The organism is Streptomyces sp. NPDC111606, from assembly GCF_055656945.1.
The window spans coordinates 84,842-106,661 of the sequence record NZ_JBVKBY010000014.1 but is presented as its reverse complement, the minus strand read 5'-3'; the positions used below and the strand labels follow the sequence as shown (position 1 = coordinate 106,661).

At 69.9% G+C, this 21,820-nt stretch carries 20 protein-coding genes and 1 tRNA gene; 8 read left to right on the top strand and 13 right to left on the bottom strand.

The window, feature by feature from the left end:
- Positions 1–22: 22 nt before the first annotated feature.
- Complete coding sequence (locus ACZ7M7_RS38390) at positions 23–241, bottom strand: hypothetical protein (RefSeq protein WP_383626488.1); 219 nt, start codon at positions 239–241, stop codon at positions 23–25.
- Between the two features lie 547 nt (positions 242–788).
- Between ACZ7M7_RS38390 and ACZ7M7_RS38385 the strand changes: the two genes are divergently transcribed.
- Positions 789–2,177 (top strand): NAD(P)/FAD-dependent oxidoreductase, encoded by a 1,389-nt coding sequence (locus ACZ7M7_RS38385; protein ID WP_383626485.1) that lies wholly within the window; start codon positions 789–791, stop codon positions 2,175–2,177.
- A gap of 214 nt (positions 2,178–2,391) precedes the next feature.
- Positions 2,392–3,690: a class I SAM-dependent methyltransferase gene (locus ACZ7M7_RS38380; RefSeq protein WP_472125221.1), complete on the top strand. Its 1,299-nt coding sequence runs from the start codon at positions 2,392–2,394 to the stop codon at positions 3,688–3,690.
- Between the two features lie 51 nt (positions 3,691–3,741).
- Here ACZ7M7_RS38380 and ACZ7M7_RS38375 read toward each other — a convergent pair whose 3' ends face one another.
- Positions 3,742–6,276, bottom strand: coding sequence for an ABC transporter permease (locus ACZ7M7_RS38375; RefSeq protein ID WP_383613482.1), 2,535 nt, complete (start codon positions 6,274–6,276; stop codon positions 3,742–3,744).
- A complete protein-coding gene (locus tag ACZ7M7_RS38370; protein ID WP_328427174.1) occupies positions 6,276–7,046 on the bottom strand; it encodes an ABC transporter ATP-binding protein in 771 nt (256 codons plus the stop codon). The genes ACZ7M7_RS38375 and ACZ7M7_RS38370 overlap by 1 nt, the downstream gene beginning before the upstream one ends.
- A gap of 393 nt (positions 7,047–7,439) precedes the next feature.
- On the opposite strand from ACZ7M7_RS38370, the gene ACZ7M7_RS38365 reads away from it, so the two are divergent.
- The 3 genes from ACZ7M7_RS38365 to ACZ7M7_RS38355 all read left to right on the top strand — a co-directional run bounded on the left by ACZ7M7_RS38365 (position 7,440) and on the right by ACZ7M7_RS38355 (position 9,959).
- Positions 7,440–7,523 (top strand) — tRNA-Leu (locus tag ACZ7M7_RS38365).
- 149 nt (positions 7,524–7,672) lie between these two features.
- Complete coding sequence (locus ACZ7M7_RS38360; protein WP_472125218.1) at positions 7,673–8,848, top strand: 4-hydroxybenzoate 3-monooxygenase; 1,176 nt, start codon at positions 7,673–7,675, stop codon at positions 8,846–8,848.
- Positions 8,849–9,062: 214 nt separating this feature from the next.
- Positions 9,063–9,959: a Bax inhibitor-1/YccA family protein gene (locus tag ACZ7M7_RS38355; RefSeq protein WP_383613475.1), complete on the top strand. Its 897-nt coding sequence runs from the start codon at positions 9,063–9,065 to the stop codon at positions 9,957–9,959.
- A 63-nt stretch (positions 9,960–10,022) separates the two neighbouring features.
- On the opposite strand, the gene ACZ7M7_RS38350 is transcribed toward ACZ7M7_RS38355, so the two are convergent.
- Positions 10,023–10,253 (bottom strand): DUF4287 domain-containing protein, encoded by a 231-nt coding sequence (locus ACZ7M7_RS38350; protein ID WP_030049879.1) that lies wholly within the window; start codon positions 10,251–10,253, stop codon positions 10,023–10,025.
- Between the two features lie 94 nt (positions 10,254–10,347).
- Between ACZ7M7_RS38350 and ACZ7M7_RS38345 the strand changes: the two genes are divergently transcribed.
- Complete coding sequence (locus ACZ7M7_RS38345; RefSeq protein WP_383613472.1) at positions 10,348–10,659, top strand: hypothetical protein; 312 nt, start codon at positions 10,348–10,350, stop codon at positions 10,657–10,659.
- 87 nt (positions 10,660–10,746) lie between these two features.
- Here the strand turns inward: ACZ7M7_RS38345 and ACZ7M7_RS38340 are convergent, their stop codons facing one another.
- From ACZ7M7_RS38340 to ACZ7M7_RS38330, 3 genes are all read right to left on the bottom strand, one after another.
- Positions 10,747–11,529: a hypothetical protein gene (locus ACZ7M7_RS38340; RefSeq protein ID WP_472125214.1), complete on the bottom strand. Its 783-nt coding sequence runs from the start codon at positions 11,527–11,529 to the stop codon at positions 10,747–10,749.
- Between the two features lie 294 nt (positions 11,530–11,823).
- Positions 11,824–13,044, bottom strand: a complete 1,221-nt coding sequence (locus ACZ7M7_RS38335) for an acetyl-CoA C-acetyltransferase (RefSeq protein WP_383613466.1) — start codon at positions 13,042–13,044, stop codon at positions 11,824–11,826.
- Positions 13,045–13,253: 209 nt separating this feature from the next.
- Positions 13,254–14,288, bottom strand: a complete 1,035-nt coding sequence (locus ACZ7M7_RS38330) for an SGNH/GDSL hydrolase family protein (protein WP_383613463.1) — start codon at positions 14,286–14,288, stop codon at positions 13,254–13,256.
- 156 nt (positions 14,289–14,444) lie between these two features.
- On the opposite strand from ACZ7M7_RS38330, the gene ACZ7M7_RS38325 reads away from it, so the two are divergent.
- Positions 14,445–15,833, top strand: coding sequence for a cystathionine beta-synthase (locus ACZ7M7_RS38325; protein WP_383613460.1), 1,389 nt, complete (start codon positions 14,445–14,447; stop codon positions 15,831–15,833).
- A 359-nt stretch (positions 15,834–16,192) separates the two neighbouring features.
- Here ACZ7M7_RS38325 and ACZ7M7_RS38320 read toward each other — a convergent pair whose 3' ends face one another.
- A complete protein-coding gene (locus tag ACZ7M7_RS38320; RefSeq protein ID WP_383613457.1) occupies positions 16,193–17,023 on the bottom strand; it encodes a helix-turn-helix transcriptional regulator in 831 nt (276 codons plus the stop codon).
- 156 nt (positions 17,024–17,179) lie between these two features.
- On the opposite strand from ACZ7M7_RS38320, the gene ACZ7M7_RS38315 reads away from it, so the two are divergent.
- Entirely contained in the window at positions 17,180–17,941 is a 762-nt protein-coding gene (locus tag ACZ7M7_RS38315) for an SDR family oxidoreductase (RefSeq protein WP_383613455.1), read from the top strand.
- 23 nt (positions 17,942–17,964) lie between these two features.
- Here the strand turns inward: ACZ7M7_RS38315 and ACZ7M7_RS38310 are convergent, their stop codons facing one another.
- From ACZ7M7_RS38310 to ACZ7M7_RS38290, 5 genes are all read right to left on the bottom strand, one after another.
- Positions 17,965–18,393, bottom strand: coding sequence for a hypothetical protein (locus tag ACZ7M7_RS38310; protein WP_383613598.1), 429 nt, complete (start codon positions 18,391–18,393; stop codon positions 17,965–17,967).
- Between the two features lie 91 nt (positions 18,394–18,484).
- Positions 18,485–19,417, bottom strand: a complete 933-nt coding sequence (locus tag ACZ7M7_RS38305; protein ID WP_472125209.1) for an ABC transporter substrate-binding protein — start codon at positions 19,415–19,417, stop codon at positions 18,485–18,487.
- 40 nt (positions 19,418–19,457) lie between these two features.
- The gene (locus ACZ7M7_RS38300) at positions 19,458–20,120 is read right to left on the bottom strand and encodes an ABC transporter permease (protein ID WP_383613595.1); all 663 of its coding nucleotides are present in this window, start codon (positions 20,118–20,120) and stop codon (positions 19,458–19,460) included.
- Positions 20,120–20,761: an ABC transporter permease gene (locus ACZ7M7_RS38295; RefSeq protein WP_472125206.1), complete on the bottom strand. Its 642-nt coding sequence runs from the start codon at positions 20,759–20,761 to the stop codon at positions 20,120–20,122. The genes ACZ7M7_RS38300 and ACZ7M7_RS38295 overlap by 1 nt, the downstream gene beginning before the upstream one ends.
- On the bottom strand, positions 20,758–21,813 hold the full coding sequence (locus tag ACZ7M7_RS38290; RefSeq protein ID WP_472125203.1) for an ABC transporter ATP-binding protein: 1,056 nt from the start codon (positions 21,811–21,813) through the stop codon (positions 20,758–20,760). Before ACZ7M7_RS38290 ends, ACZ7M7_RS38295 begins: the two co-directional genes overlap by 4 nt.
- Between the last annotated feature and the right edge of the window lie 7 nt (positions 21,814–21,820).

The window sequence follows — 21,820 nt, the reverse complement described above, 5'->3', positions numbered from 1 at the left end:
CTGAGCCCGTGCGGGCTGTCCGTCAGTTGCAGAGGATGACGAGGAGGCCGCTGCACCCTCCGTCGTCGCCATGGCCGCCGTGGGCCGGACTGGACTGTACGGCAGCGGTGTTCATGGCGGCGGGCGTCGCTGCCGCAGTGGATGCGGCAGCCGTCCCCAGTGCAAGGGCGATGCCGAGGGCAGCGCCGACCGAGACTATTCGCTTGGCAGCCCGCAGGGGCGCCTTCTGTGAGGTGATCATGGCTGCACGTTATGTGGCCTTCTGATCAATTTCGCGCGGAGTGTGGCCGACCGGGTGACGGTGCCTCAGATCTGCCGTCGCGGGGTGGTTCGGGTCTCGATTCATTACTGGTGGGTAGCTTCGGTTGAGCAGGTCGGCTAGCGTATGAGCGCCTCCAAGGGGGCTTTCGGGGCCCTCGTGGACCCGCCGCGAGCGCCCGCCCGAGAAAGTTCGTGAAGTTCTTCACAAGGAATTCGGCCCTGTCGGACCACAGATCGGTGCCGGTTGACCCTTCCGAGGGGTGAACAGCCCCTTGAACATGTTCAGATGGCCGGTGTAAAGAGGTCCTGGGAGCTTCTCGTCCGAGGGTCTTCCGGCCCGCTCACAGAGGCCCCGCAGCGACAGAGAGGCAGCTCACGCGGCATTGACAACGGGGCGTATCGCTTCCCGGTTCCCCATCGTGACCATGACCTGTGTCACGCGGGCCGGGGAGTGTAGCACAGGGGCTGCAAGAGCTTGTGAAGGGGCGCACGAGCGACCCCCCTGGGGCAGGTGGATACTCGATGGCATGAGCACCACGGAGCGTCCCAGGATCCTCGTAGTAGGCGGTGGGTACGTAGGCCTGTACGCAGCTCGGCGCATCCTCAAGAAGATGCGCTACGGCGAGGCGACCGTCACGGTCGTCGACCCCCGGTCGTACATGACCTACCAGCCCTTCCTCCCCGAAACCGCCGCCGGCAGCATCTCCCCGCGCCACGTCGTCGTCCCGCTGCGACGCGTGCTGCCCAAGGCGGAGGTCCTCACCGGCCGGGTCACCACCATCGACCAGGACCGCAAGGTCGCCACGATCGCCCCGCTGGTGGGCGAGGCGTACGAGCTGCCGTTCGACTACCTGGTCATCGCGATGGGCGCGGTCTCCCGCACCTTCCCGATCCCCGGCCTCGCCGAGCAGGGCATCGGCATGAAGGGCATCGAGGAGGCCATCGGCCTGCGCAACCACGTCCTCGAGCAGCTGGACAAGGCCGACTCCACGACCGACGAGGAGATCCGCCGCAAGGCGCTCACCTTCGTCTTCATCGGCGGTGGCTTCGCGGGTGCGGAGACCATCGGCGAGGTCGAGGACATGGCCCGCGACGCGGCGAAGTACTACACCAGCGTCACCCGCGAGGACATGCGGTTCGTCCTCGTCGACGCCGCCGACAAGATCCTGCCCGAGGTCGGCCCCAAGCTCGGCCAGTACGGCAAGGAGCACCTGGAGGCCCGTGGCGTCGAGGTCTACCTCTCGACCTCCATGGACTCCTGCGTCGACGGCCACGTCGTGCTGAAGAACGGCCTCGAGGTCGACTCCAACACCATCGTGTGGACGGCCGGCGTCAAGCCGAACCCGGCCCTCACCCGCTTCGGCCTGCCGCTCGGCCCCCGCGGTCACGTCGACTGCGAGCCGACCCTCCAGGTCGCGGGCACCGACTACATCTGGGCCGCCGGCGACAACGCCCAGGTCCCGGACCTCGTCGGCCGCAAGGCCGGCAACCCCAACGCCTGGTGCCCGCCGAACGCCCAGCACGCGCTGCGTCAGGCCAAGGTCCTCGGCGACAACGTGATCTCCGGTATGCGGGGCTTCCCGCAGAAGGACTACTCGCACGCCAACAAGGGCGCGGTGGCGGGCCTCGGCCTCCACAAGGGCGTGGCGATGATCGTCATGGGCAAGGTGAAGATCAAGCTCAAGGGCCGTCTCGCCTGGTACATGCACCGTGGCTACCACGGCATGGCGATGCCGACCTTCAACCGCAAGATCCGCGTCTTCGCCGACTGGACCCTCGGCATGTTCCTCAAGCGCGAGGTCGTGGCGCTGGGCGCGCTGGAGTCCCCGCGCGAGGAGTTCTACGAGGCCGCCAAGCCGGCCCCGGTCGCTCCCGCGAGCAGCGCCGAGAAGGGCGAGAAGGCCAAGGCCTCCTGACCTCCGGTCACTTGAACGACCCCGAAGGGGGCCACCCGCCATCCGTGGTGCGGGCGGCCCCCTTCGGGCTGTCCGGGAGACCTCCGCGGGTGCCGGTCGCGTACGCCTTCCCAGGGTTTGCCCAGCTGTGACGCGCGTGGGGGACTGCGCGCGGGGCTTGCAGGTGTTTACGTGGTGTTGGACATTCCGGGATCCCATCACGGAGGTGTGCGCCATGCCAGACGCCGCGGTGCGGCTGAAGGGCCTGCTCGAACAGTTGCTGGGGGTTCCGCTCCCGGTGCGCATTCGCGCCTGGGACGGTTCGCAGACGGGCCCGCCGGGCGCGCCGACCCTCGTCGTACGCAACCGCCGCGCCGTGCGGCGGCTGTTGTGGAAGCCCGGGGAGCTGGGGCTGGCCCGGGCCTGGGTGGCCGGGGACCTCGACATCGAGGGCGACCTGTACGCCGCACTCGATCTGCTCGCGGGGCTCGTCTGGGAGCGCGGGGAGGATGCCCGCAGCCTGGCTCAGGCGCTCCGGGACCCCGACGTACGCGCCGCCGTCCGCGGCCTCGTCAAGCTCGGCGGACTTCCGCTGCCGCCCGCGCCGCCTCCCGAGGAGGTGCGCCGGGCCCGTGCCCATCTGCACACCAAGCGCACCGACAGACGCGCGATCAGCCACCACTACGACGTCGGCAACGACTTCTACGAGATCGTCCTCGGCCCGTCCATGGTGTACTCCTGCGCCTACTGGCCGGACCCGCCGCCGCACGGCACCCTCGAGGCCGCCCAGCACGACAAGCTCGACCTCGTCTGCCGCAAGCTCGGCCTGCGGCCCGGCCTGCGGCTGCTCGACGTCGGCTGCGGCTGGGGCTCCATGGCCATGCACGCGGCCCGCGAGTACGGCGTGAGCGTCGTCGGCGTCACCCTCTCCCAGGAGCAGGCGGCCTACGCCCGCAAGCGCATCGCCGACGAGGGGCTCACCGACAAGGTGGAGATCCGCGTACAGGACTACCGGGACGTCGACGACGGGCCGTACGACGCGGTCTCCTCCATCGGCATGGCCGAACACGTCGGCGCCGAGCGGTACCTGGAGTACGCCGACGTACTGCACCGGCTGCTCAAGCCCGGTGGGCGGCTGCTCAACCACCAGATCGGGCGCCGGCCGCAGCGGGACGAATCAACGTACGAGGTCGACGAGTTCATCGACGCCTATGTCTTCCCCGACGGCGAACTCCAGCCCATCGGCGTCACCGTCACCCAGCTCGAACGCGCCGGGTTCGAGGTGCGTGACGTCGAGTCGATCCGGGAGCACTACGCCCTGACGCTGCGCCGCTGGGTCGCCAACCTGGACGCCGACTGGCCGCGGGCCGTCAAGCTCACCGGCGTCGGACGCGCCCGCGTCTGGCGGCTGTACATGGCCGCCTGCGTGCTCGCCTTCGAGCGCAACCGCATCGGCGTCAACCAGGTGCTGGCCGTCAGGACACCCGACTCCGGCGACTCCGGGATGTCGTTGCGGGCCCGTACTTGGGGCTGAAACGCCAGGGCCCCGCTCCCTCCCGGGAACGGGGCCCATGCGCTCGTACGGCTATTCCGCCTTGATCGCGTTCAGCATGTTCAGCCGCGCGGCGTTGCGGGCCGGCCACAGCGCGGCGAGGACGCCCACCAGTCCGGCCAGCACCAGGAAGATCCCGATCCGGTCCCAGGGCAGGACCAGCGCGTAGCCAGGGATCTGGTCCGCGAAGGTCTCGCCGATCGCCCAGCCGAGGAACGAGCCGAGACCGATACCGACCACCGCGCCGAACACCGAGATGACCACGGCCTCCAGCCGGACCATCCGCTTCACCCGGCGCCGGTCGAGACCGATCGCACGCAGCATGCCGATCTCCTGCTGCCGTTCGAAGACCGACATCGCGAGGGTGTTGACGACACCCAGCACCGCGATGATCAGGGCCATCGCCAGCAGGCCGTACATGATGTTCAGCAGGGTGTTGATGACGCCGCCGAACTCGTTGCGGATGTCCTGCTGGTCCATCACCTTGATCGCGGGGTTGTCGCCCAGCGCGTTGATGAGGGCCTTCTCGTTCGCCGCGGACTGGCCGCCGTCCACCTTCACGAAGATCTGCTGGATGTACGGCTGCACCTCGTGCGGGTTCACGACCTTCGTGTCGACGAGGACGGGCGAGAGGAACTCGCTGTCCTTGAAGACGGCTCCGACCTTGAGCGTGCCCTTCTTCTCGTCGTTGAACGTGACGGGGACGCTGTCGCCGGGCTTCCAGCCCTTGCTCTTGGCCGTCTTCTCGGCGACCGCGATCTGGCCCGCGGCGAGCGAGTCGATGTTGCCGCTGACGACGTCGACGTTCAGGACCTGCTCGATGTCGCCCGGCGTGACCGCCGAGGCGGACACGTAGTCCTCGTCACCGGCCTGGAAGTAGACGCTCTGCTGCGGCGAGACCGCCGAGACGCCCTTGGCCTTCTCCAGCGCCGTCAGCGCGGACTGGTCGAGGTCCCCGCCGTTCGCCATCGAGACCATGTAGTCGGCCTTGATGTTGTCCGTGGTCATCTTGTCGATGGCCGTGCCGACCGTGATGCCGAGCACCGACAGGCCGGTCACCAGCGTCAGTCCGATCGCCAGCGCCGAGGCGGTGGCGCCGGTACGGCGCGGGTTGCGGACCGCGTTCTGGCCGGCGAGCTTGCCGGCCACGCCGAAGGGGCCGACGAGCAGCGGACGGACGAGCGCGATCACGGGCCGGGACAGCAGCGGGATCAGGATGATCACGCCGATCAGCGCGAAGAACGCGCCCGCCCCGATGTACATCCGGCCGTCGTCGCCGCCGGTCGAGGCACCCAGCACGATCCCGGCCGCGCCGAGGCCGGTGATGGCCGTACCGATGGAGTTGCGCAGCACCAGCGACTTGGTGGTGGCCGCCGCGTGAACGCTGTTCATGGCCGCCACCGGCGGGATCTTCGCGGCCCGGCGGCCCGGCAGCCAGGCGGCGAACATGGTGATCAGCACGCCGACGCTGATCGCGGCGATCACCGGCGTGGCGGACAGGATGAGCGGGCCGTCCGGAATCTTCATCTCGAACGCGGCCATCCCGGACCGCAGTCCGACCGCGAGCCCGATGCCGAGGACGAAGCCGATCACCGAGGCGACGAGACCCACCACCGCGGCCTCGGCGAGCACCGAGCGGGTGATCTGCTTGCGCGACGCACCGACGGCGCGCATCAGGGCGATCTCCTTCGTGCGCTGGGCGACCAGCATCGTGAAGGTGTTGGAGATCAGGAAGATGCCGACGAAGAGCGCGATGCCCGCGAAGCCCAGCAGGACCTGCTTGAGCGAGCCCAGACCCTGTTCGATCTGCTCGGCCTGCTCGTCCGCGAGCGCCTTGCCGGTCTGGGCCTCGGCGCTGTCCGGCAGCAGCGGCTTGACCGCGTCCAGGATCTTCTTGTCGTCCGCGCCGGCGGCGGCGGTGACGGTGACGCTCTCGAAGTAGCCCGGCTTGAGGTACTGCTTCTGGGCGACCGCGGTGTCGAAGAGGACGAGGCTGCCGCCGGCGTTCACGGCGCCGTCCTCGGTGGTGAACACGCCGCTGAGGGTGTACTCCTTCACCGGCCCGTTCGTGGCGACCCGGACCCGGTCGCCGACCTGGTACTCACCCTTGGTCGCGGACTCCTTGTCCAGGGCGATCTGATCGTCCTTCACCGGGCCGGAGCCGTCGGTGAACGTGTAGGCGGGGTTCTTGCCGTCCTTGCCGGGGGCGAAGTTGGAGCCCTTGTTGGACCAGCCGACGCCGATCAGCTTCCCGTCGGGGTCGGCGACCCCGGCGAAGCCCTCGACGCGGCCGTACGCGGCGTCGACGCCGTCCACCGCGGCGATCTTGTCGAGGGTCTTCCGGGAGAGGCCGGGCTCTTCCTTGGCGTCGTCGGGGTTGGCGTACGAGGTGATGGAGACGGCGACGTTGTCGTAGCTCTTCGCCGACTGGTTGCGGAAGGCGTTGGAGAGGGTGTCGGCGAAGACCAAGGTGCCGGAGACGAACGCGACGCCGAGCATGACGGCGAGCACGGTCATCAAAAGCCGGGCCTTGTGCGCCAGTACGTTGCGCAGGGCGGTGCGGAACATCAGCTGGTGCGGCCCTTCGCGTCGAACTGCTTCATGAAGTCGAGGACGTTGTCCGCGGTCGGCCGGTACATCTCGTCGACGATCCGGCCGTCGGCGAGGAAGACCACGCGGTCCGCGTACGCGGCGGCCACCGGGTCGTGCGTGACCATCACGACCGTCTGCCCCAACTCCCGTACGGAGTTGCGCAGGAAGCCCAGCACCTCGGCGCCCGAGCGCGAGTCGAGGTTTCCGGTGGGCTCGTCGCCGAAGATGATCTCGGGCTTGGAGGCCAGGGCGCGGGCGACGGCGACGCGCTGCTGCTGGCCGCCGGAGAGCTGGGCGGGGCGGTGGCTGAGGCGGTCGGCGAGGCCCACCATCCGGATGACCGAATCCACCCACTGCTTGTCGGCCTTGCGGCCCGCGATGTCCATCGGGAGGGTGATGTTCTCCAGGGCCGTCAGCGTCGGCAGCAGGTTGAACGCCTGGAAGATGAAGCCGATCTTGTCCCGGCGCAGCTTGGTCAGCTGCTTGTCCTTCAGGGAGCCGAGTTCGGTGTCGCCGATGCGCACCGAACCGGAGGAGAAGGTGTCCAGGCCGGCCACGCAGTGCATCAGCGTGGACTTGCCGGAGCCGGACGGGCCCATGATCGCGGTGAACTCGGCCTGCCGGAATTCGACGGAGACCCGGTCCAGGGCGACCACCTGGGTCTCGCCCTGTCCGTAGATCTTCGACAGATCCGTGGCACGCGCGGCCACGGAGGTGGCCCGGCCGGCGATGGATGCGGTGGTCACGAGAAGGCACTCCTGAGGGACGACGGTGTGTACGAGGGGACGTAGTCCATCGTCCCGGCCGAAGTGCGCCGTGTAGTCAGTCGCTGTTCCGGTTCCGAAGGCAGACTGCGGATGGACCGGACCCCGCCGCGTCATACCTGAGGATGACGAGGACCCCTGACGGCTGCTCGCGTCAAGAACAGGTGGAGCGTCCTCGTTCGGACGGTGAAATTCCGTCATTCCGTATGCGCCGTCGACCGCCGCCCGTAAGGCTATTGGCAAGTGCGGATGGCGTGTTCCGTGGGCTGATGCACCCTCAGACGTCAATAAAATAAGACAACATCGGTCCGCCCGTCCGCTGTTCGGGGGATGTATCCCGATAGGCTCGGAACCTCGATGCGGAGCCCATGGCCTGCCCAGATGGTGGAATGCAGACACGGCGAGCTTAAACCTCGCTGCCCCTTCGCGGGCGTGCCGGTTCAAGTCCGGCTCTGGGCACTTCCGTCCTTCTCCTTTCCTTCGAGCTTCCTGCAAGCTCCCTTCAAGTCTTCACCGAACCGTTGACAGCGGGCGTGTGCGGTCGGAGACTCGCGTCAGGAAATGGTGAATGAAACTTCACCTGGCGAACAGCGAAGGGAAGGCGACCGATGCGCACCACCGTCGGCATCATCGGAGCGGGCCCGGCCGGCCTCCTCCTCGCCCGTCTGCTCCACAACGCCGGCATCGACTCGGTCGTCCTGGAGAGCCGCGACCGCGCCTACGTCGAACACCGCCAGCGCGCCGGGATCCTGGAGCAGGGCACGGTGGACGTGCTGCGCGCGGCCGGCGCCGGGGAGCGGATGGACCGCGAGGGCCTCCGGCACGACGGGATCGAACTGCGGTTCGCCGGGAAGCGCCACCGCGTCGACTTCCCCGCACTCACCGGCGGCCGGTCGGTGATGGTCTACGCCCAGACCGAGGTCTGCAAGGACCTCATCGCCCTCCAGCTGAAGGAGGGCGGCCCGCTGCTGTTCGAGGCGGAGGCGCTCGCGGTGGAGGGTGCGGACACCGGCAGCCCGCGCGTGCGCTTCCGGCACGAGGGGCGCGAGGACGTCCTGGAGTGCGACTACCTCGTCGGCTGCGACGGCTTCTGGGGCGTGGCCCGCAAGGCGATCCCGGCCGAGCTGGCCCGGGTCCACGAGCGGACGTACCCCTTCGGCTGGCTCGGCATCCTCGCCGACGTACCGCCCTCCCACGACGAGCTGGTCTACGCCCGGCACGACCGCGGCTTCGCCCTGCTCTCCATGCGCTCCCCGTCTGTCTCGCGCCTCTACCTCCAGGTACCGGACGGCACCGACGCCGAGCACTGGGGCGACGACGAGATCTGGGCGGAGCTGGAGCGCCGCTTCGAGACGGACGACGACTGGCGGCTGCAGCGCGGTCCGATCACCCAAAAGTCCGTCACCCCCATGCGCTCCTACGTCCACGAACCCATGCGGTACGGCCGCGTGTTCCTGGCCGGTGACGCGGCGCACATCGTGCCGCCCACGGGTGCCAAGGGGCTGAATCTGGCCGTCGGGGACGTCGTCACCTTCGCGCGGGCGCTGACGCATCAACGGCAGACGGGTTCGGCGGAGCTGCTCGACGCCTACTCCGAGACCTGTCTGCGCCGCGTCTGGCAGGCCGAGCGGTTCTCGTACGACATGACGACGCTGCTGCACCGGGCCCCCGGCGCAACGCCCTTCGAGGATCGGCTCCAGCTGGCGCGGCTGGAGCGGCTCGCGTCGTCGCGGGCCGCCGAGACGGACCTGGCCGAGGGGTACACGGGCTTTCCGTTCGGGTGAGCGCGGGGCGGGGCCGGGGGAGTGATCTCCGACGGGTTCCGGCCACGTCCCAGGTTGGTCATGAATGATCCCGTCCATGGCCGGGAATCACCCAGCCGCGTACCGTGTTGCGCAGCACGAAGAGGGAAAGATCCTCCGCAGGTATTAGGGTCGATCCTTTGCCAACCTATTACTCTTGAGCCAAGGCCACGCACGGTGGCCATGGAGGAGTGAAATGAGGAGCAGCAACCCGGTCTTCTCGCGACGGGGGTTCAGCCGCGACAACGGCTACGCGGGCTTCAACACCGCGCCGCAGGCCGGGGGCGCCGCTGTCGGCACGCAGGGCAACCCGTATGCCCAGCCGCAGGCCGGCAACCCGTATGCGCAGAACCCTTACGCCCAGACGGACCTTCAGCACGGCGCACCGCCGCAGGCCCCGGCCACCACCGGCCGGATGACGATCGACGACGTCATCCTGCGCACGGGCACCACGCTCGGCACTTTGATCGTCACGGCCGCGCTCGCCTGGGCGCTGCTGCCCGTCGACGACGCGAACATCAGCCGGTCGTACGGCATCGCCATCGTTGCCGGTCTGCTCGGCATGGTTCTGGCGCTCGTCCAGTCCTTCAAGCGCAAGGCCTCGCCCGCGCTGATCCTGTCGTACGCCGCGCTCGAGGGTGTGTTCCTCGGCGTGGTCTCCAGCGTCGTCGACAACCGCATCGCGAGCGGTGCGGCCATGCAGGCGGTGATCGGCACCATGGCGGTGTTCGCCTCCGTGCTGGTGGCGTACAAGGCGGGCTGGATCCGCGTCAACCGCCGCTTCGTCGGCTTCGTGATGGCGGCCGCGCTCGGCTTCATCCTGCTGATGGCGGTCAACCTGCTGTTCGCCGTCTTCGGCGGCGGTGACGGCCTCGGCTTCCGCAGCGGCCCGCTCGGCATCGTGTTCGGCATCGTCGGCATCCTGCTCGGCGCCTGCTTCCTCGCCCTGGACTTCAAGCAGGTCGAGGACGGCCTCGCCTACGGCGCACCGCGCGAGGAGGCCTGGCTCGCCGCCTTCGGCCTCACGCTGACGCTGGTGTGGATCTACATGGAGTTCCTGAGGCTCATCTCGATCCTCAACAGCAGCGACTAGCCTGCGACGGCTGTGCAGCAAAGGGCCCCGGGTTCATTCCGGGGCCCTTCGTCGTGTGCGCGCCTAGAGGAATTTGCGCGCCGCCCTCCTCAGGTCGTACTCGTGGACGATCGCCTTCGCGTGGCCGTACGCGAGGTCGTATTCGTGGCGAAGCCAGCTGACCTTCTCCTCGAAGCGGACGAGGGCCGGGCCTTCTTCTACCGTGCGGAGCCAGTCGGAGACTTCACGACCGGTGCAATGGGGGATGCGGGCGAGCATGTTGCGGTGGGTCTCCTCGGAGAGGACGTGGGACATCGGCGCCTCCGGACGCAAAGGGGATGTAAGCCGGTCCTTCAGGTCACCGTGCCTGAGCGTTCGCCCGTTGGCAACAGTCGCGTACGCTCACGGCGTGGTTGATACGACGCGTCTGACCCGAGCCGTAGATCACTTCGCCGACCGGTTGCGGGCGGCGCCGCAGAGCCGGTTGCAGAGAAGCGCGGCCGCGGAGGCGCTGGCGCTGGCCAGGGAGTTGGCTCGGTGGGCGCAGGTTCTGGAGGCGCCCGGGGCTGAGCCTCGAGTGATGCCTGATGCCGGGATGTTCGCCGCAGCGGATCAGATCACCGTTGCCGTGCACGACTTGGCAGTCGTTCTCGAGAGCGACGACCAGGTCTCCGAAGCCGTGCGCTTGGTGGAGGAGGCGCAGAAGAGGGCGGGCGTCTGAGCGTCGTCGGCGGCCGCGGGTGCGTGGGGGCCGGTCGCGCAGTTCCCCGCGCCCCTGAGGGCGTTGCGGTCCCCGGCGCCTCAGAGGCTAGAGGGACGCTATGACCCGGTCGGCCAGGATGTAGACGTTCTCCTCGCCGCACGCGAACGTCAGCGTGTACGCGCCCGAGACTCCCGAACCGCCCAGCAGGACCGGCGTCTCGCCGGCGCGCAGGGCCGTGGCGAGGCGCTCCGCCGTCTCGCGGTGACCCGGGGTCATGCACAGGGTCGTGCCGTCCGCGAACACGTAGACGTCGAGGGTGCCCAGCGGGCCCGGGCGGACGTCGGTCAGTTCGGTGGCGGAGGCCGCGAGGTCCTCGAGGGTGGCAACCGTGCGCTCGTGATCGTTCACGGCCGGTGAGGAAACCGGGACGAAGTCCGGGTGGGAAGGGTGCCGGCGGCGGGCCGCGGCCAGTTCGGGGGACTCCCCGGCGAACTCGTCGGCGTCCGCGGTCGACTCGGTCACCGGCTCCAGATGCTCCAGGCCCGCGAAATCTGCCTGGCGTGGCAGGAACAGCTCACTGTCGGACAGGCCCAGCAGAGTGGGTGCGTCGGTGGCGTCACGGGACTCCTGGGCGGCCCAGAAGGCCCGCGCCTCGGCCAGCTCCCGCTCGCGCTCCTCGGCGAGCGCCTCGGCCACCGCGGCGCGTATCTCATCCGCGTCCGCGGAGAGGCGGGCCTGCGGGACGAGGCCGCGGGCCGAGCCCGCGTTGGTCCGCTCCAGCTCGGTGTGCAGGGCCGCGACCTGTCGGCGCAGCACCAAGAGCGTGCGCAGGACGGCGACGCCCACGGCGCCCGTGGCGGCCGTGGTGAGCAGCAAAGCGATCGGCATGGCGCTCACTGACGTACTCCCGGTTCAAAGTCGACCCCCGACTTCCTACATCAGCTTGAAGGGCGGACTATCCAGCTGTCAGTGCGTAACGTCACCAAACGGACAGGACTTTGGGCCTGATGTTTAGCGGTGAACGGCTCTGACCTGCGTAAATCCCTGTGTCGAGGGAGATAGGTCACATCCTGGGGGAGATTGGATCACAAAACGGCCCAGAACCGCGGGGTTTCCCGGGTTCTGGGCCGAAGGCTCACACTGGGTCGTGAGTTGACTACCCAGGGGCTCGAAATGGCCGGTTCAGCTCAGGCGCTCGATGACCATCGCCATGCCCTGGCCGCCGCCGACGCACATCGTCTCCAGACCGAACTGCTTGTCGTGGTGCTGGAGCGAGTTGATGAGCGTGGTGGTGATGCGGGCGCCCGTCATGCCGAAGGGGTGGCCGACGGCGATGGCGCCGCCGTTGACGTTCAGCTTGTCGATGTCGATGCCCAGGTCGCGGTAGGAGGGGATCACCTGGGCGGCGAACGCCTCGTTGATCTCGACCAGGTCGATGTCGTCGATGGTGAGACCGGCGCGGCGCAGGGCCTGCTGGGAGGCCTCCACCGGGCCGAGGCCCATGATCTCGGGGGACAGGCCGGACACGCCGGTGGAGACGATGCGGGCGAGCGGGGTGAGGCCGAGCTCGCGGGCCTTGGTGTCCGACATGATCACGAGCGCGGCGGCGCCGTCGTTGAGGGGGCAGCAGTTGCCGGCGGTGACGAGGCCGTCGGGGCGGAAGACCGGCTTGAGGCCCGACACGCCCTCCACGGTGACGCCGGCGCGGGGGCCGTCGTCCTTGCTGACGACGGTGCCGTCGGGGAGGGTCACCGGGGTGATCTCGCGCTCCCAGAAGCCGTTCTTGATGGCTTCCTCGGCGAGGTTCTGCGAGCGGACGCCGAACTCGTCCAGTTCCTGGCGGGTGATGCCCTTCATGCGGGCGAGGTTCTCGGCGGTCTGCCCCATGGCGATGTAGGCGTCCGGCACGAGGCCGTCCTCGCGCGGGTCGTGCCAGGTCGTGCCCTCCTGCTGGGCGACCTCGGCGGTGCGGGCCTCGGCCTCGGCGAAGAGGGGGTTGTGGGTGTCGGGGAGGCTGTCGGAGTTGCCCTTGGCGAAGCGGGAGACCGTCTCGACGCCGGCCGAGATGAAGACGTCGCCCTCGCCCGCCTTGATGGCGTGCAGGGCCATGCGGGAGGTCTGCAGGGAGGAGGAGCAGTACCGGGTGACCGTGCAGCCCGGGAGGTGGTCCATGCCCATCTGTACGGCGACGATGCGGCCGAGGTTGTTGCCCTGCTCGCCGCCGGGGAGGCCGCAGCCGAGCATCAGGTCGTCGATGTCGTGCGGGTCCAGCTCGGGGACCTTGGCCAGAGCCGCCTGGATGATCGTGGCGGTGAGGTCGTCGGGGCGCAGGTCTTTGAGGGAGCCCTTGAAGGCGCGGCCGATGGGGGAGCGGGCGGTCGAGACGATCACGGCTTCGGGCATCACGGCTCCAGTTAAAAGGTGCGGCGCGTAGCGCCTCGTTGAGGGGTGGTGGTCGGGCGACGGGTGGGCATACCGGGGGGTCGGGCAGGGCTGTGAGGGAAGTTACCCGTACGTACGCATCGGGTCACGGGGATGGGCATGTGACCTTTGCCGCAGCTTTCTAAGCGCTTGCTTGGCTCTCTCGGGGTCGCTGGGAACGGGCCTCGTCCTCACACGCCGGACGGGCTGGACGGCGTGGACGTGGGCTCGGCCTCCTGCACCCGCCGCCGGCGCCTCCGCTTGAGCAGGGCCCAGGGCCCCTTCGGGCCGGTCGGCATGGCTGCCGTGACCTCCGTGCCCGCCTCCGACGCGGCCTCGGCCGCCGCACGGGCCACCGGGAGGAAGCCCTCGCGGCGGGTGACGTCGGGGCGTTCCTCCTCCGCCGGCCACAGGCCCAGGGCCGCGCAGAGCGTCGGCAGGACGGCCATCGCCGCCGTGGCGTAGCCCTCCGCGGAGGGGTGGTAGTTGTCGGGGCCGAAGAGTTCGCGCGGGTTCGCCGCGAACTCCGGGCCCAGCAGGTCGCCCAGCGACACCGTGCGGCCGCCCTGTTCGACGACACCGATCGTCTGGGCGGCCGCCAGCTGGCGTGAGGCCCGTCTGGCGAGCCAGCGCAGCGGCTGCTGGACCGGCTCGATCGTGCCGAGGTCGGGGCAGGTGCCCACCACGACCTCCGCGCCTGCCGTGCGCAGACGCCGTACCGCGGCGGACAGGTGGCGTACCGAGCGGGTGGCCGGCATGCGGTTCGTGACGTCGTTCGCGCCGACCATGATCACGCAGATGTCGGGCACCAGAGCCGGATCGGCGAGCACCAGGGCCACCTGGCGGTCCAGGTCGTCCGAGCGGGCGCCCGGCAGGGCCACGTTGCGCAGCACCACCTGGCGTTCCGCCACCGCCGCCAGCCCGGACGCCAGCAGCGCCCCCGGGGTCTGCCCCGACCGGTGCACGCCCTGCCCCGCGGCCGTGGAGTCACCCAGGATGGTCAGGCGCAGGGGCGGTTCGCCGGGAGTGGCGTACAGGCGGCCGTACCGGCCGTCGGCGTTCGGTACGTGGTTGCTCGTGCCGTTGCCCACATGACGCCGGGCCATCCGCACCTCGGCGAGGACCAGACCGACGGCCGCCGCCCCCGCCAGACCGATGCCGCCTCCGCCGTACGCGGCGCCCGCCGCGATCCGCCGTGCCACCCTCGCCCTCGACATGCTCGTCATGCGTCGCCGCCACCTCCTCATAGCCGTACATCAACTGCTTGCCCCGCACGGACCGTGGCCCAATCCCAACGAGGAGTGAACGACCGTCATGGGCCCCGTGCAGGCCATAGGCTGGCGGAACTAAGACCACTTCTTTTGCAGCATCCGGAGACAACGGTGCATTTCCACGACTCGATGATCAGTCTCGTCGGCAACACCCCGCTGGTGAGGCTCAACAACGTGACCAAGGGCATCCGGGCTACCGTCCTGGCCAAGGTGGAGTACTTCAACCCGGGCGGTTCCGTGAAGGACCGCATCGCTCTGCGCATGATCGAGGCCGCGGAGGAGAGCGGCGCGCTCAAGCCCGGCGGCACGATCGTCGAGCCGACCAGTGGCAACACCGGCGTCGGCCTCGCCATCGTGGCCCAGCAGAAGGGGTACAAGTGCATCTTCGTGTGCCCCGACAAGGTCAGCACCGACAAGATCAACGTGCTGCGGGCCTACGGCGCCGAGGTGGTCGTCTGCCCCACCGCCGTCGATCCCGAGCACCCGGACTCGTACTACAACGTCTCCGACCGGCTGGTCCGTGAGACGCCGGGCGCCTGGAAGCCGGACCAGTACTCCAACCCGAACAACCCGCTCTCCCACTACCACTCCACCGGCCCCGAGCTGTGGGAGCAGACGGAGGGGAAGATCACCCACTTCGTGACTGGTGTGGGGACGGGCGGCACCATCTCCGGTACGGGCCGCTACCTCAAGGACGCCAGCGACGGCAAGGTGCAGGTCGTCGGCGCCGACCCCGAGGGCTCCGTGTACTCCGGCGGGTCCGGTCGGCCGTATCTCGTCGAGGGCGTCGGCGAGGACTTCTGGCCGACGGCGTACGACCGGACCGTCGCCGACGAGATCGTCCCCGTGTCCGACAAGGACTCCTTCCAGATGACCCGGCGGCTGGCGAAGGAGGAGGGCCTGCTGGTGGGCGGCTCGTGCGGCATGGCCGTCGTGGCCGCGCTGCGGGTCGCCGAGCGGCTCGGCCCGGACGACGTCGTGGTCGTGCTGCTGCCGGACAGCGGCCGCGGCTACCTCTCCAAGATCTTCAACGACGAGTGGATGGCCGACTACGGCTTCCTCGAGGACACCGGCCCGAGCGCGCGTGTCAGTGACGTCCTCGACGACAAGGAGCACGGCGCCATCCCGTCCCTCGTCCACATGCACCCGGACGAGACGGTCGGTGAGGCCATCGAGGTGCTGCGCGAGTACGGCGTCTCGCAGATGCCGATCGTGAAGCCGGGCGCCGGCCACCCCGACGTCATGGCGGCGGAGGTCGTCGGGTCCGTCGTCGAACGCGAGCTGCTCGACGCCCTGTTCACCAAGCGGGCCTCGCTGGAGGACCCGCTGGAGAAGCACATGTCGGCCCCGCTGCCGCAGGTCGGCTCCGGTGAGCCGGTCGCGGACCTGATGTCCGTGCTGGGCGCGGCCGACGCGGCGATCGTCCTCGTCGAGGGCAAGCCGACCGGTGTGATCAGCCGTCAGGACCTGCTGGCCTTCCTCGCCAAGAGCGGGAAGTAGCGGCAAACCTGCGGTGAACGGCCCGTGTCCGCGGCGAACTTGCGGTGACCGGCGCCGCTCGGAGCGTCGCGGAACTGGTACGAGCGCGTCACGTCCACGCAGCACCCGCTTAACACGGGTCGGGCACATTAGTTGGTGTCGGCAGGGGGCGGGAGCGGCTCCCCGCCCGGGCCGGCGCCGAACGTCCAAGGACCTCCGGAGCGGCTCCCGGACCTCCATGGACGCCCGGACGTGAGACCTGGCCCTGACCCGGTCGACGTCCCTCGCGGGGACCGCCGTCGTCCCGCCCCCCGGAAACGGGGGTGCGGCGGTCCCCGCGCATTGCTCTGTTCGAGAGTCGCGCGGGAGCGTCGGCAGCCTCAGCCCGCCTCCGCCGCGGCCCAACTCCCCAGCAGCGCAAGCCGCTCCGCCGTCTCCGAGCCCGGTTCCGGTGTGTACACCACCATCGTCTGGTCCGGTTCCGTCTGGATGGTCATGGTCTCGTACGGGAGGGTCAGCAGGCCCGCGAGCGGGTGCTGGATGCGTTTCGTGCCGGACATGCAGGCCTCGACCTGGTGGTCGGCCCAGAGCCGGCGGAAGTCCTCGCTCTGGAGGGACAGTTCGCCGACGAGGGCACACAGCTTGCGGTCGTCCGGGCGGTGGCCGGCGTTCAGACGGAGATGGGCGACCGCCTGCGCGGCGATCGCGGACCAGTCCGGGTAGCGGGTCCGGGAGTCGGGGTCGAGGAAGACGTGCCGGGGGATGTTGCGGTCGGCGGGAGCCGTACGGCCGTAGTCGCTGACCGCGTCGGCGAGAGAGTTCCAGGCGAGGACGTCCATGCGGGGGCCGATGACGAAGGCGGGCGTGCGGTCCATGCTGTCCAGCAGCGTCTGGACGCCCGGGCGGACGCGAGCCGTGTCCTGGCGGCGGATGGCTCGGTCACGGGGCCGGGCCACCGTACGCAGATAGGCGTGTTCCGTCTCGTCCAGCCGCAGCACCCGCGCGATCGCGTCCAGGACGGCATCCGAGACGCTCTGCCCCCGGCCCTGTTCGAGGCGGACGTAGTAGTCGACGCTCACTCCGGCCAGCTGCGCCACCTCTTCGCGGCGCAGCCCCGGAACGCGGCGCCGCCCGTACGAGGGCAACCCCACCTCCTCCGGCTGGATACGGCCGCGGCGTGAGCGCAGGAAGTCTCCCAGGTCCCCGTCCATGGTTTCGAGCGTAGACGGACGGCGGGGCGTGAGCCTGGTACTGCCAGACACAGGAACGACGCAGCCCTGGGTAGGGCGGGCGCGGCGGCGGAGGGTGAGTGGTGTCCGCAAGGCGCCGGGACACGCCCTGGCACCTCCCTGACCTGGAGGAATCCCATGTCGTACGAGAACCTGACCGGCCGTACCGCCGTCGTGACCGGAGCAGCGAGCGGGATCGGCGAGGCCGTCGCCGTGCTGCTCGCCGAGCAGGGGGCGCGGGTCGCGCTGCTGGCCCGGCGCGGGCAGCGGCTGGACGAGCTCGCCGCGAAGATCACCGCGGGCGGAGGCGCGGCGCTGGGCGTCGTCGCCGACGTCACCGACGACGCGTCCGTGGCCGCGGCCACGGAGCGGGTCCACGAGGCGTACGGGGCCGTGGACCTCGTCGTCAACAACGCCGGCGTCATGCTGGGCAACCCCGTCGAGGCGGGACGGCTCGACGAGTGGCAGCGGATGATCGACACCAATGTGACCGGGGTGCTGCGCGTCGTCCGGGCGTTCACCGGCGACCTGGTGGCGGCGGCCGCCGAGGGCCGCACCGCCGACCTGGTGAACATCTCCTCCGTCGGCGCGCACCTCGCTTTCCCCAACTACGCGGTGTACGGGGCGACGAAGGCGGCGATCACCCATCTCTCCCAGTGCCTGCGCACCGAGTTCGGCCCGCGTGACGTACGGGTCACCAACATCGAGCCCGGGTTCGTGGAGAGCGAGCTGCGGCTCCACACCGACAACGACGAGATCTCGGCGCAGGTAGACGGCATGGTCGAGGCGATGGGCACGCTGTCGGCGGCGGAGCTCGCCGATGTGGTGGCCTACGCTGCGAGCCGCCCGCGGCATGTGAACCTGCGGCAGATCATGGCCATGCCGACCCGGCAGGCGTGAACCTCATGGGCCGGTGCGGAGGGTCAGCCCTCCCAGCGGTCCTCGCTCTTGGCGTTGCGGCGCCAGCCCTGGAAGAGGCCGGGGGTGGTGCGAGCCGCCTGGACGACGTTGACGCCGACGATGCCGACCCAGGTGACCAGCAGGCCCGGGAGGTCGGCGACGCCCGCACCGATCCCGGACAGCGGGATCGCCAGGACCAGCGAGACGATGGCGAAGCCGAAGCGCTCGCCGAACGAGTCCGTCGGCCTCGGCGACCGCGAGCCGCGGGCCGCCACCATCTGCTGCTCGGCCATCTGACGCCGCATGCGGCGCTCGACCGCCCCGTCGATGCGCTGGTCGACCTTCTCCATGAATGAGTCGACCAGCGCGGACTCGTACTCGTCGCCCAGCTCCCTGCGGGCCTGCAGGGTGGCGTTGAGTTCCTTCTTGAGTTCGGTGTCCCGCGCGTCCATTCCGGTCATGGGATCCAAGGTAGGCAGCGGGGGCCGGGGCCGCACTGGGGTTAGCCCCCCTGTTCGGATGGGGGCGTACGGCAGTGCGCCGTCACTTCACCAGCCCGTGCTCCTTGGCGTACTCGTCCGCCACGTCCTCCGGATCCTTCTTGTCCTTGTCGACCAGCCGGTTCAGCTCCGTGAGCTGGGCGGTCGTCAGGGTGTTGCCGAGGCGGGCGAGGGCCTTGCGGACCGTGGCGTCGGCCTTGCGGTCGGCTATGAGGGGGACGACGTGCTGGCCGGGGATGAGGTTCTTGGGGTCGGTGAGGACCACCCAGTCGTTGGCCTGGATGTCGGTGTCCGTGGTGAAGAGGTTGGCCACGTCGACGTCGCCCTTCTTCAGGGCGCCCTTGACCAGCGGACCGGAGGAGTCGAGGGACTTGAACTCCTTGAACTCGACCCCGTAGACCTCCTTGAGGCCCACGGCACCGACCTCCCGCTTCTTCACCTCGGGCGCCGCGCCGATCACCAGCTTGCCGTTCTGCTTCTTCAGGTCGGCGAGGGAGGTCAGGCCGTACTTCTCGGCCGTCTCCCGGGTGACGGCGAAGGCGTCCGAGTCCTCGGCCATGCCGTACGGGAGCACCTGGAGGCCGTCGGGGAGGGCGATGGTGAGTGCGTTCTGCATCTCGCCCTCCTCCGTCGCCTTCGCCTTGGGGGAGACGTAGTGCAGCAGGGCGCCCTGGTACTCGGGGAGCAGGTCGATGTCGCCGCCCCTGAGGGCGGGGATCAGGATCTCGCGGGTGCCGAGGTTGGGGCGGACGGTGACCTTCACGCCGGCCGCCTCCAGGACGGCCGCGTACAGGTGGCCGAGCACCTGGTTCTCGGTGAAGTTGGCGGTGCCGATGGTGAGGCCGCCCTTGCTGGAGCCGCCGCCGGAGCCGGCGGAGCCCTGGCTTTCGAGGGACGTGATGCCGCTGGAGCAGGCGGCGAGGGCGGGGACGGAGGCCGCTGCGAAGAGGCCGCCGAGGAGGGTGCGTCGGTTCATCGCGCGTCCGTTCGTCGAGCGTCGGTTCATCGAGGGGTCCCTAGGCAGTGCGGTGGCGGAAGAGGAAGCGCTGGAGGCCGGAGAGCAGCAGGTCCAGGGCCACGGCGACCAGGGCGACCAGCACCGCGCCGCCGAGCACCTGCACGAGGTCGCGCTGGGCCAGGCCGTCGAACACGTAGCGGCCCAGGCCGCCGAAGGAGACGTACGCGGCGATGGTCGCCGTGGCCACGACCTGGATCAGGGCCAGGCGCAGGCCGGTCATGATCAAGGGGAGCGCGAGCGGCAGCTCCACCTGGAGGAGGACCTGGTGGGCGCGCATGCCCTGGCCGCGCGCCGCGTCCTTCACGTCCGGGTCGACGGCCGTCATCCCCGCGTAGGTGTTGGTGACGATCGCCGGGACCGCGAGGGCGACCAGGGCGACGTAGACCGGGAGCATGGACAGCCCGCCGGCCAGGAAGACCAGGACGACCAGGCCGACGGTCGGCAGCGCGCGGCCGAAGGACGCGAGGTTGATCGCGACGAAGGCGCCCTTGCCGGTGTGGCCGATGAGCAGGCCGAGGGGGAGGCCGATCGCCGCCGCGATGAGGGTGGCGAGCAGCGAGTACTGCAGGTGCTCGGCGAGCCGGTGCGCGATGCCGTCCGAGCCGGACCACTGTTCGCCGCTGACCAGCCAGTCGCCGAGGTTCTTGAAGAGTTCGTACATCAGGCTCGCCGCCTCCGCCACGGGGTCAGGACGTGCTGCAGGGCGACCAGGGCCGCGTCCGCGACCACGGCCAGCAGAAGGGTGAGGACCACTCCGGCGATCACCGGGGTGGGGAAGTTGCGCTGGAAGCCGTCGGTGAAGAGCTGGCCGAGGCCGCCGTCGCCGATGTAGGTCGCGACCGAGACCAGGGAGATGGACATGACCGTCGCGATCCGCACCCCGGCCATGATCACGGGGAGCGCGAGCGGGAACTCGACGGTGAGGAGCGTGCGCAGGGGGCGCGTGCCCATCGCCTTCGAGGCCTCCTTCACCTTCACGGGGACCGAGTCGAGGCCCTCGACCGTGTTCCGGAGCAGGACGACCAGCGTGTAGACCGTCAGGCCGATCACGGTCGTGGTGCGGGTGAGACCGGAGACCGGGAGCAGCAGGACGAAGATCGCGATCGACGGGATCGTGAAGAGCACGTTCGACAGGCCCAGCAGGAAGCCGCGCAGGGGGCGGACCCGGTGGGCGATCACCGCGAGGGGCAGCGAGATCAGTATCCCGAGCAGGACGGCGGTGAGCGCGGCCTGCAGGTGGGAGACGGTGAGGGTGGTGAGGTCGTCGGTGTGGTCGCCTATCCACGACCAGTCGATGGTCATGCGGCCACCTCGGTCTCCGCGTGGGCGCGGGCCTCGGTGTGCGCCTGGCCCGCGTGCTCGTGGATGTCGTCGCGGGACGAGACGCCGGTGAGGACACCGTCGGCGTCGACGCGGGCTATCAGGCCGGCGGGGGAGGCGATGGACTCGTCGAGGGCCGCGAGGAGGGAGTCGGAGTCCCTCAGCGGTCGCACCGGGATCTCGGCGGCGTCCGCCGAACGCCAGTGCAGGGGCTTGCCGGCCTCGTCGCGTACGAGGCTCCAGTCGCCGCCCTCCGGCGCCGGGCCCTGCGGGACGTCCGCGAGGGTCCGCAGCGACAGCAGCTTCAGGCCGCGCTCGGCGCCGAGGAAGTCGGCCACGAAGTCGTCGGCCGGTCGGGCGAGGAGCTCGGCGGGGGAGGCGCACTGGACGAGGTGGCCACCGGTGCGGAAGATCGCGATCTGGTCGCCGAGGCGTACGGCCTCGTCGATGTCGTGTGTGACGAAGACGATGGTCTTGCTCAGCTCCTTCTGCAGGCGCAGAAGTTCGTCCTGGAGCTGGGTGCGGACCACCGGGTCGACCGCGCCGAACGGCTCGTCCATCAGCAGCACGGGCGGGTCGGCGGCGAGCGCGCGGGCCACGCCGACGCGCTGCTGCTGGCCGCCGGAGAGCTGGTGCGGGTAGCGCCTGCCGGTGTCGGGGGTGAGGCCCACGGTCTCCAGCAGCTCGGCCGCGCGGGCCCGGGCCTTCCTGCGGCCGTGGCCCAGCAGCAGCGGCACGGTGGCGACGTTGTCGAGCACCGTGCGGTGCGGGAACAGGCCCGCCTGCTGGATGACGTACCCGATGGAGCGGCGCAGCTCGGCGGCGTCCTGCCGGGTGACGTCCTTGCCCCCGACCCGGATGGTGCCGGAGGTCGGCTCCACCATCCGGTTGATCATCCGCAGGGTGGTCGTCTTGCCGCAACCGGAGGATCCGACCAGGACGGTCACGCCGCCCTCCGGCATCTCCAGGGAGAGATCGTGGACTGCTGTCGTGCCGTTGGGGAAGCGCTTGTGGACCGCGTCGAACTGGATCATGAGTTGT

What these genes read in the sequence shown, in the direction of transcription:
- ACZ7M7_RS38390 (WP_383626488.1), bottom strand. Translation starts at nt 241, where the DNA reads ATGATCACCTCACAGAAGGCGCCCCTGCGGGCTGCCAAGCGAATAGTC.
- ACZ7M7_RS38385 (WP_383626485.1), top strand. Translation starts at nt 789, where the DNA reads ATGAGCACCACGGAGCGTCCCAGGATCCTCGTAGTAGGCGGTGGGTAC.
- ACZ7M7_RS38380 (WP_472125221.1), top strand. Translation starts at nt 2,392, where the DNA reads ATGCCAGACGCCGCGGTGCGGCTGAAGGGCCTGCTCGAACAGTTGCTG.
- ACZ7M7_RS38375 (WP_383613482.1), bottom strand. Translation starts at nt 6,276, where the DNA reads ATGTTCCGCACCGCCCTGCGCAACGTACTGGCGCACAAGGCCCGGCTT.
- ACZ7M7_RS38360 (WP_472125218.1), top strand. Translation starts at nt 7,673, where the DNA reads ATGCGCACCACCGTCGGCATCATCGGAGCGGGCCCGGCCGGCCTCCTC.
- ACZ7M7_RS38355 (WP_383613475.1), top strand. Translation starts at nt 9,063, where the DNA reads ATGAGGAGCAGCAACCCGGTCTTCTCGCGACGGGGGTTCAGCCGCGAC.
- ACZ7M7_RS38350 (WP_030049879.1), bottom strand. Translation starts at nt 10,253, where the DNA reads ATGTCCCACGTCCTCTCCGAGGAGACCCACCGCAACATGCTCGCCCGC.
- ACZ7M7_RS38340 (WP_472125214.1), bottom strand. Translation starts at nt 11,529, where the DNA reads ATGCCGATCGCTTTGCTGCTCACCACGGCCGCCACGGGCGCCGTGGGC.
- ACZ7M7_RS38335 (WP_383613466.1), bottom strand. Translation starts at nt 13,044, where the DNA reads ATGCCCGAAGCCGTGATCGTCTCGACCGCCCGCTCCCCCATCGGCCGC.
- ACZ7M7_RS38330 (WP_383613463.1), bottom strand. Translation starts at nt 14,288, where the DNA reads ATGACGAGCATGTCGAGGGCGAGGGTGGCACGGCGGATCGCGGCGGGC.
- ACZ7M7_RS38320 (WP_383613457.1), bottom strand. Translation starts at nt 17,023, where the DNA reads ATGGACGGGGACCTGGGAGACTTCCTGCGCTCACGCCGCGGCCGTATC.
- ACZ7M7_RS38315 (WP_383613455.1), top strand. Translation starts at nt 17,180, where the DNA reads ATGTCGTACGAGAACCTGACCGGCCGTACCGCCGTCGTGACCGGAGCA.
- ACZ7M7_RS38310 (WP_383613598.1), bottom strand. Translation starts at nt 18,393, where the DNA reads ATGGACGCGCGGGACACCGAACTCAAGAAGGAACTCAACGCCACCCTG.
- ACZ7M7_RS38305 (WP_472125209.1), bottom strand. Translation starts at nt 19,417, where the DNA reads ATGAACCGACGCACCCTCCTCGGCGGCCTCTTCGCAGCGGCCTCCGTC.
- ACZ7M7_RS38300 (WP_383613595.1), bottom strand. Translation starts at nt 20,120, where the DNA reads ATGTACGAACTCTTCAAGAACCTCGGCGACTGGCTGGTCAGCGGCGAA.
- ACZ7M7_RS38295 (WP_472125206.1), bottom strand. Translation starts at nt 20,761, where the DNA reads ATGACCATCGACTGGTCGTGGATAGGCGACCACACCGACGACCTCACC.
- ACZ7M7_RS38290 (WP_472125203.1), bottom strand. Translation starts at nt 21,813, where the DNA reads ATGATCCAGTTCGACGCGGTCCACAAGCGCTTCCCCAACGGCACGACA.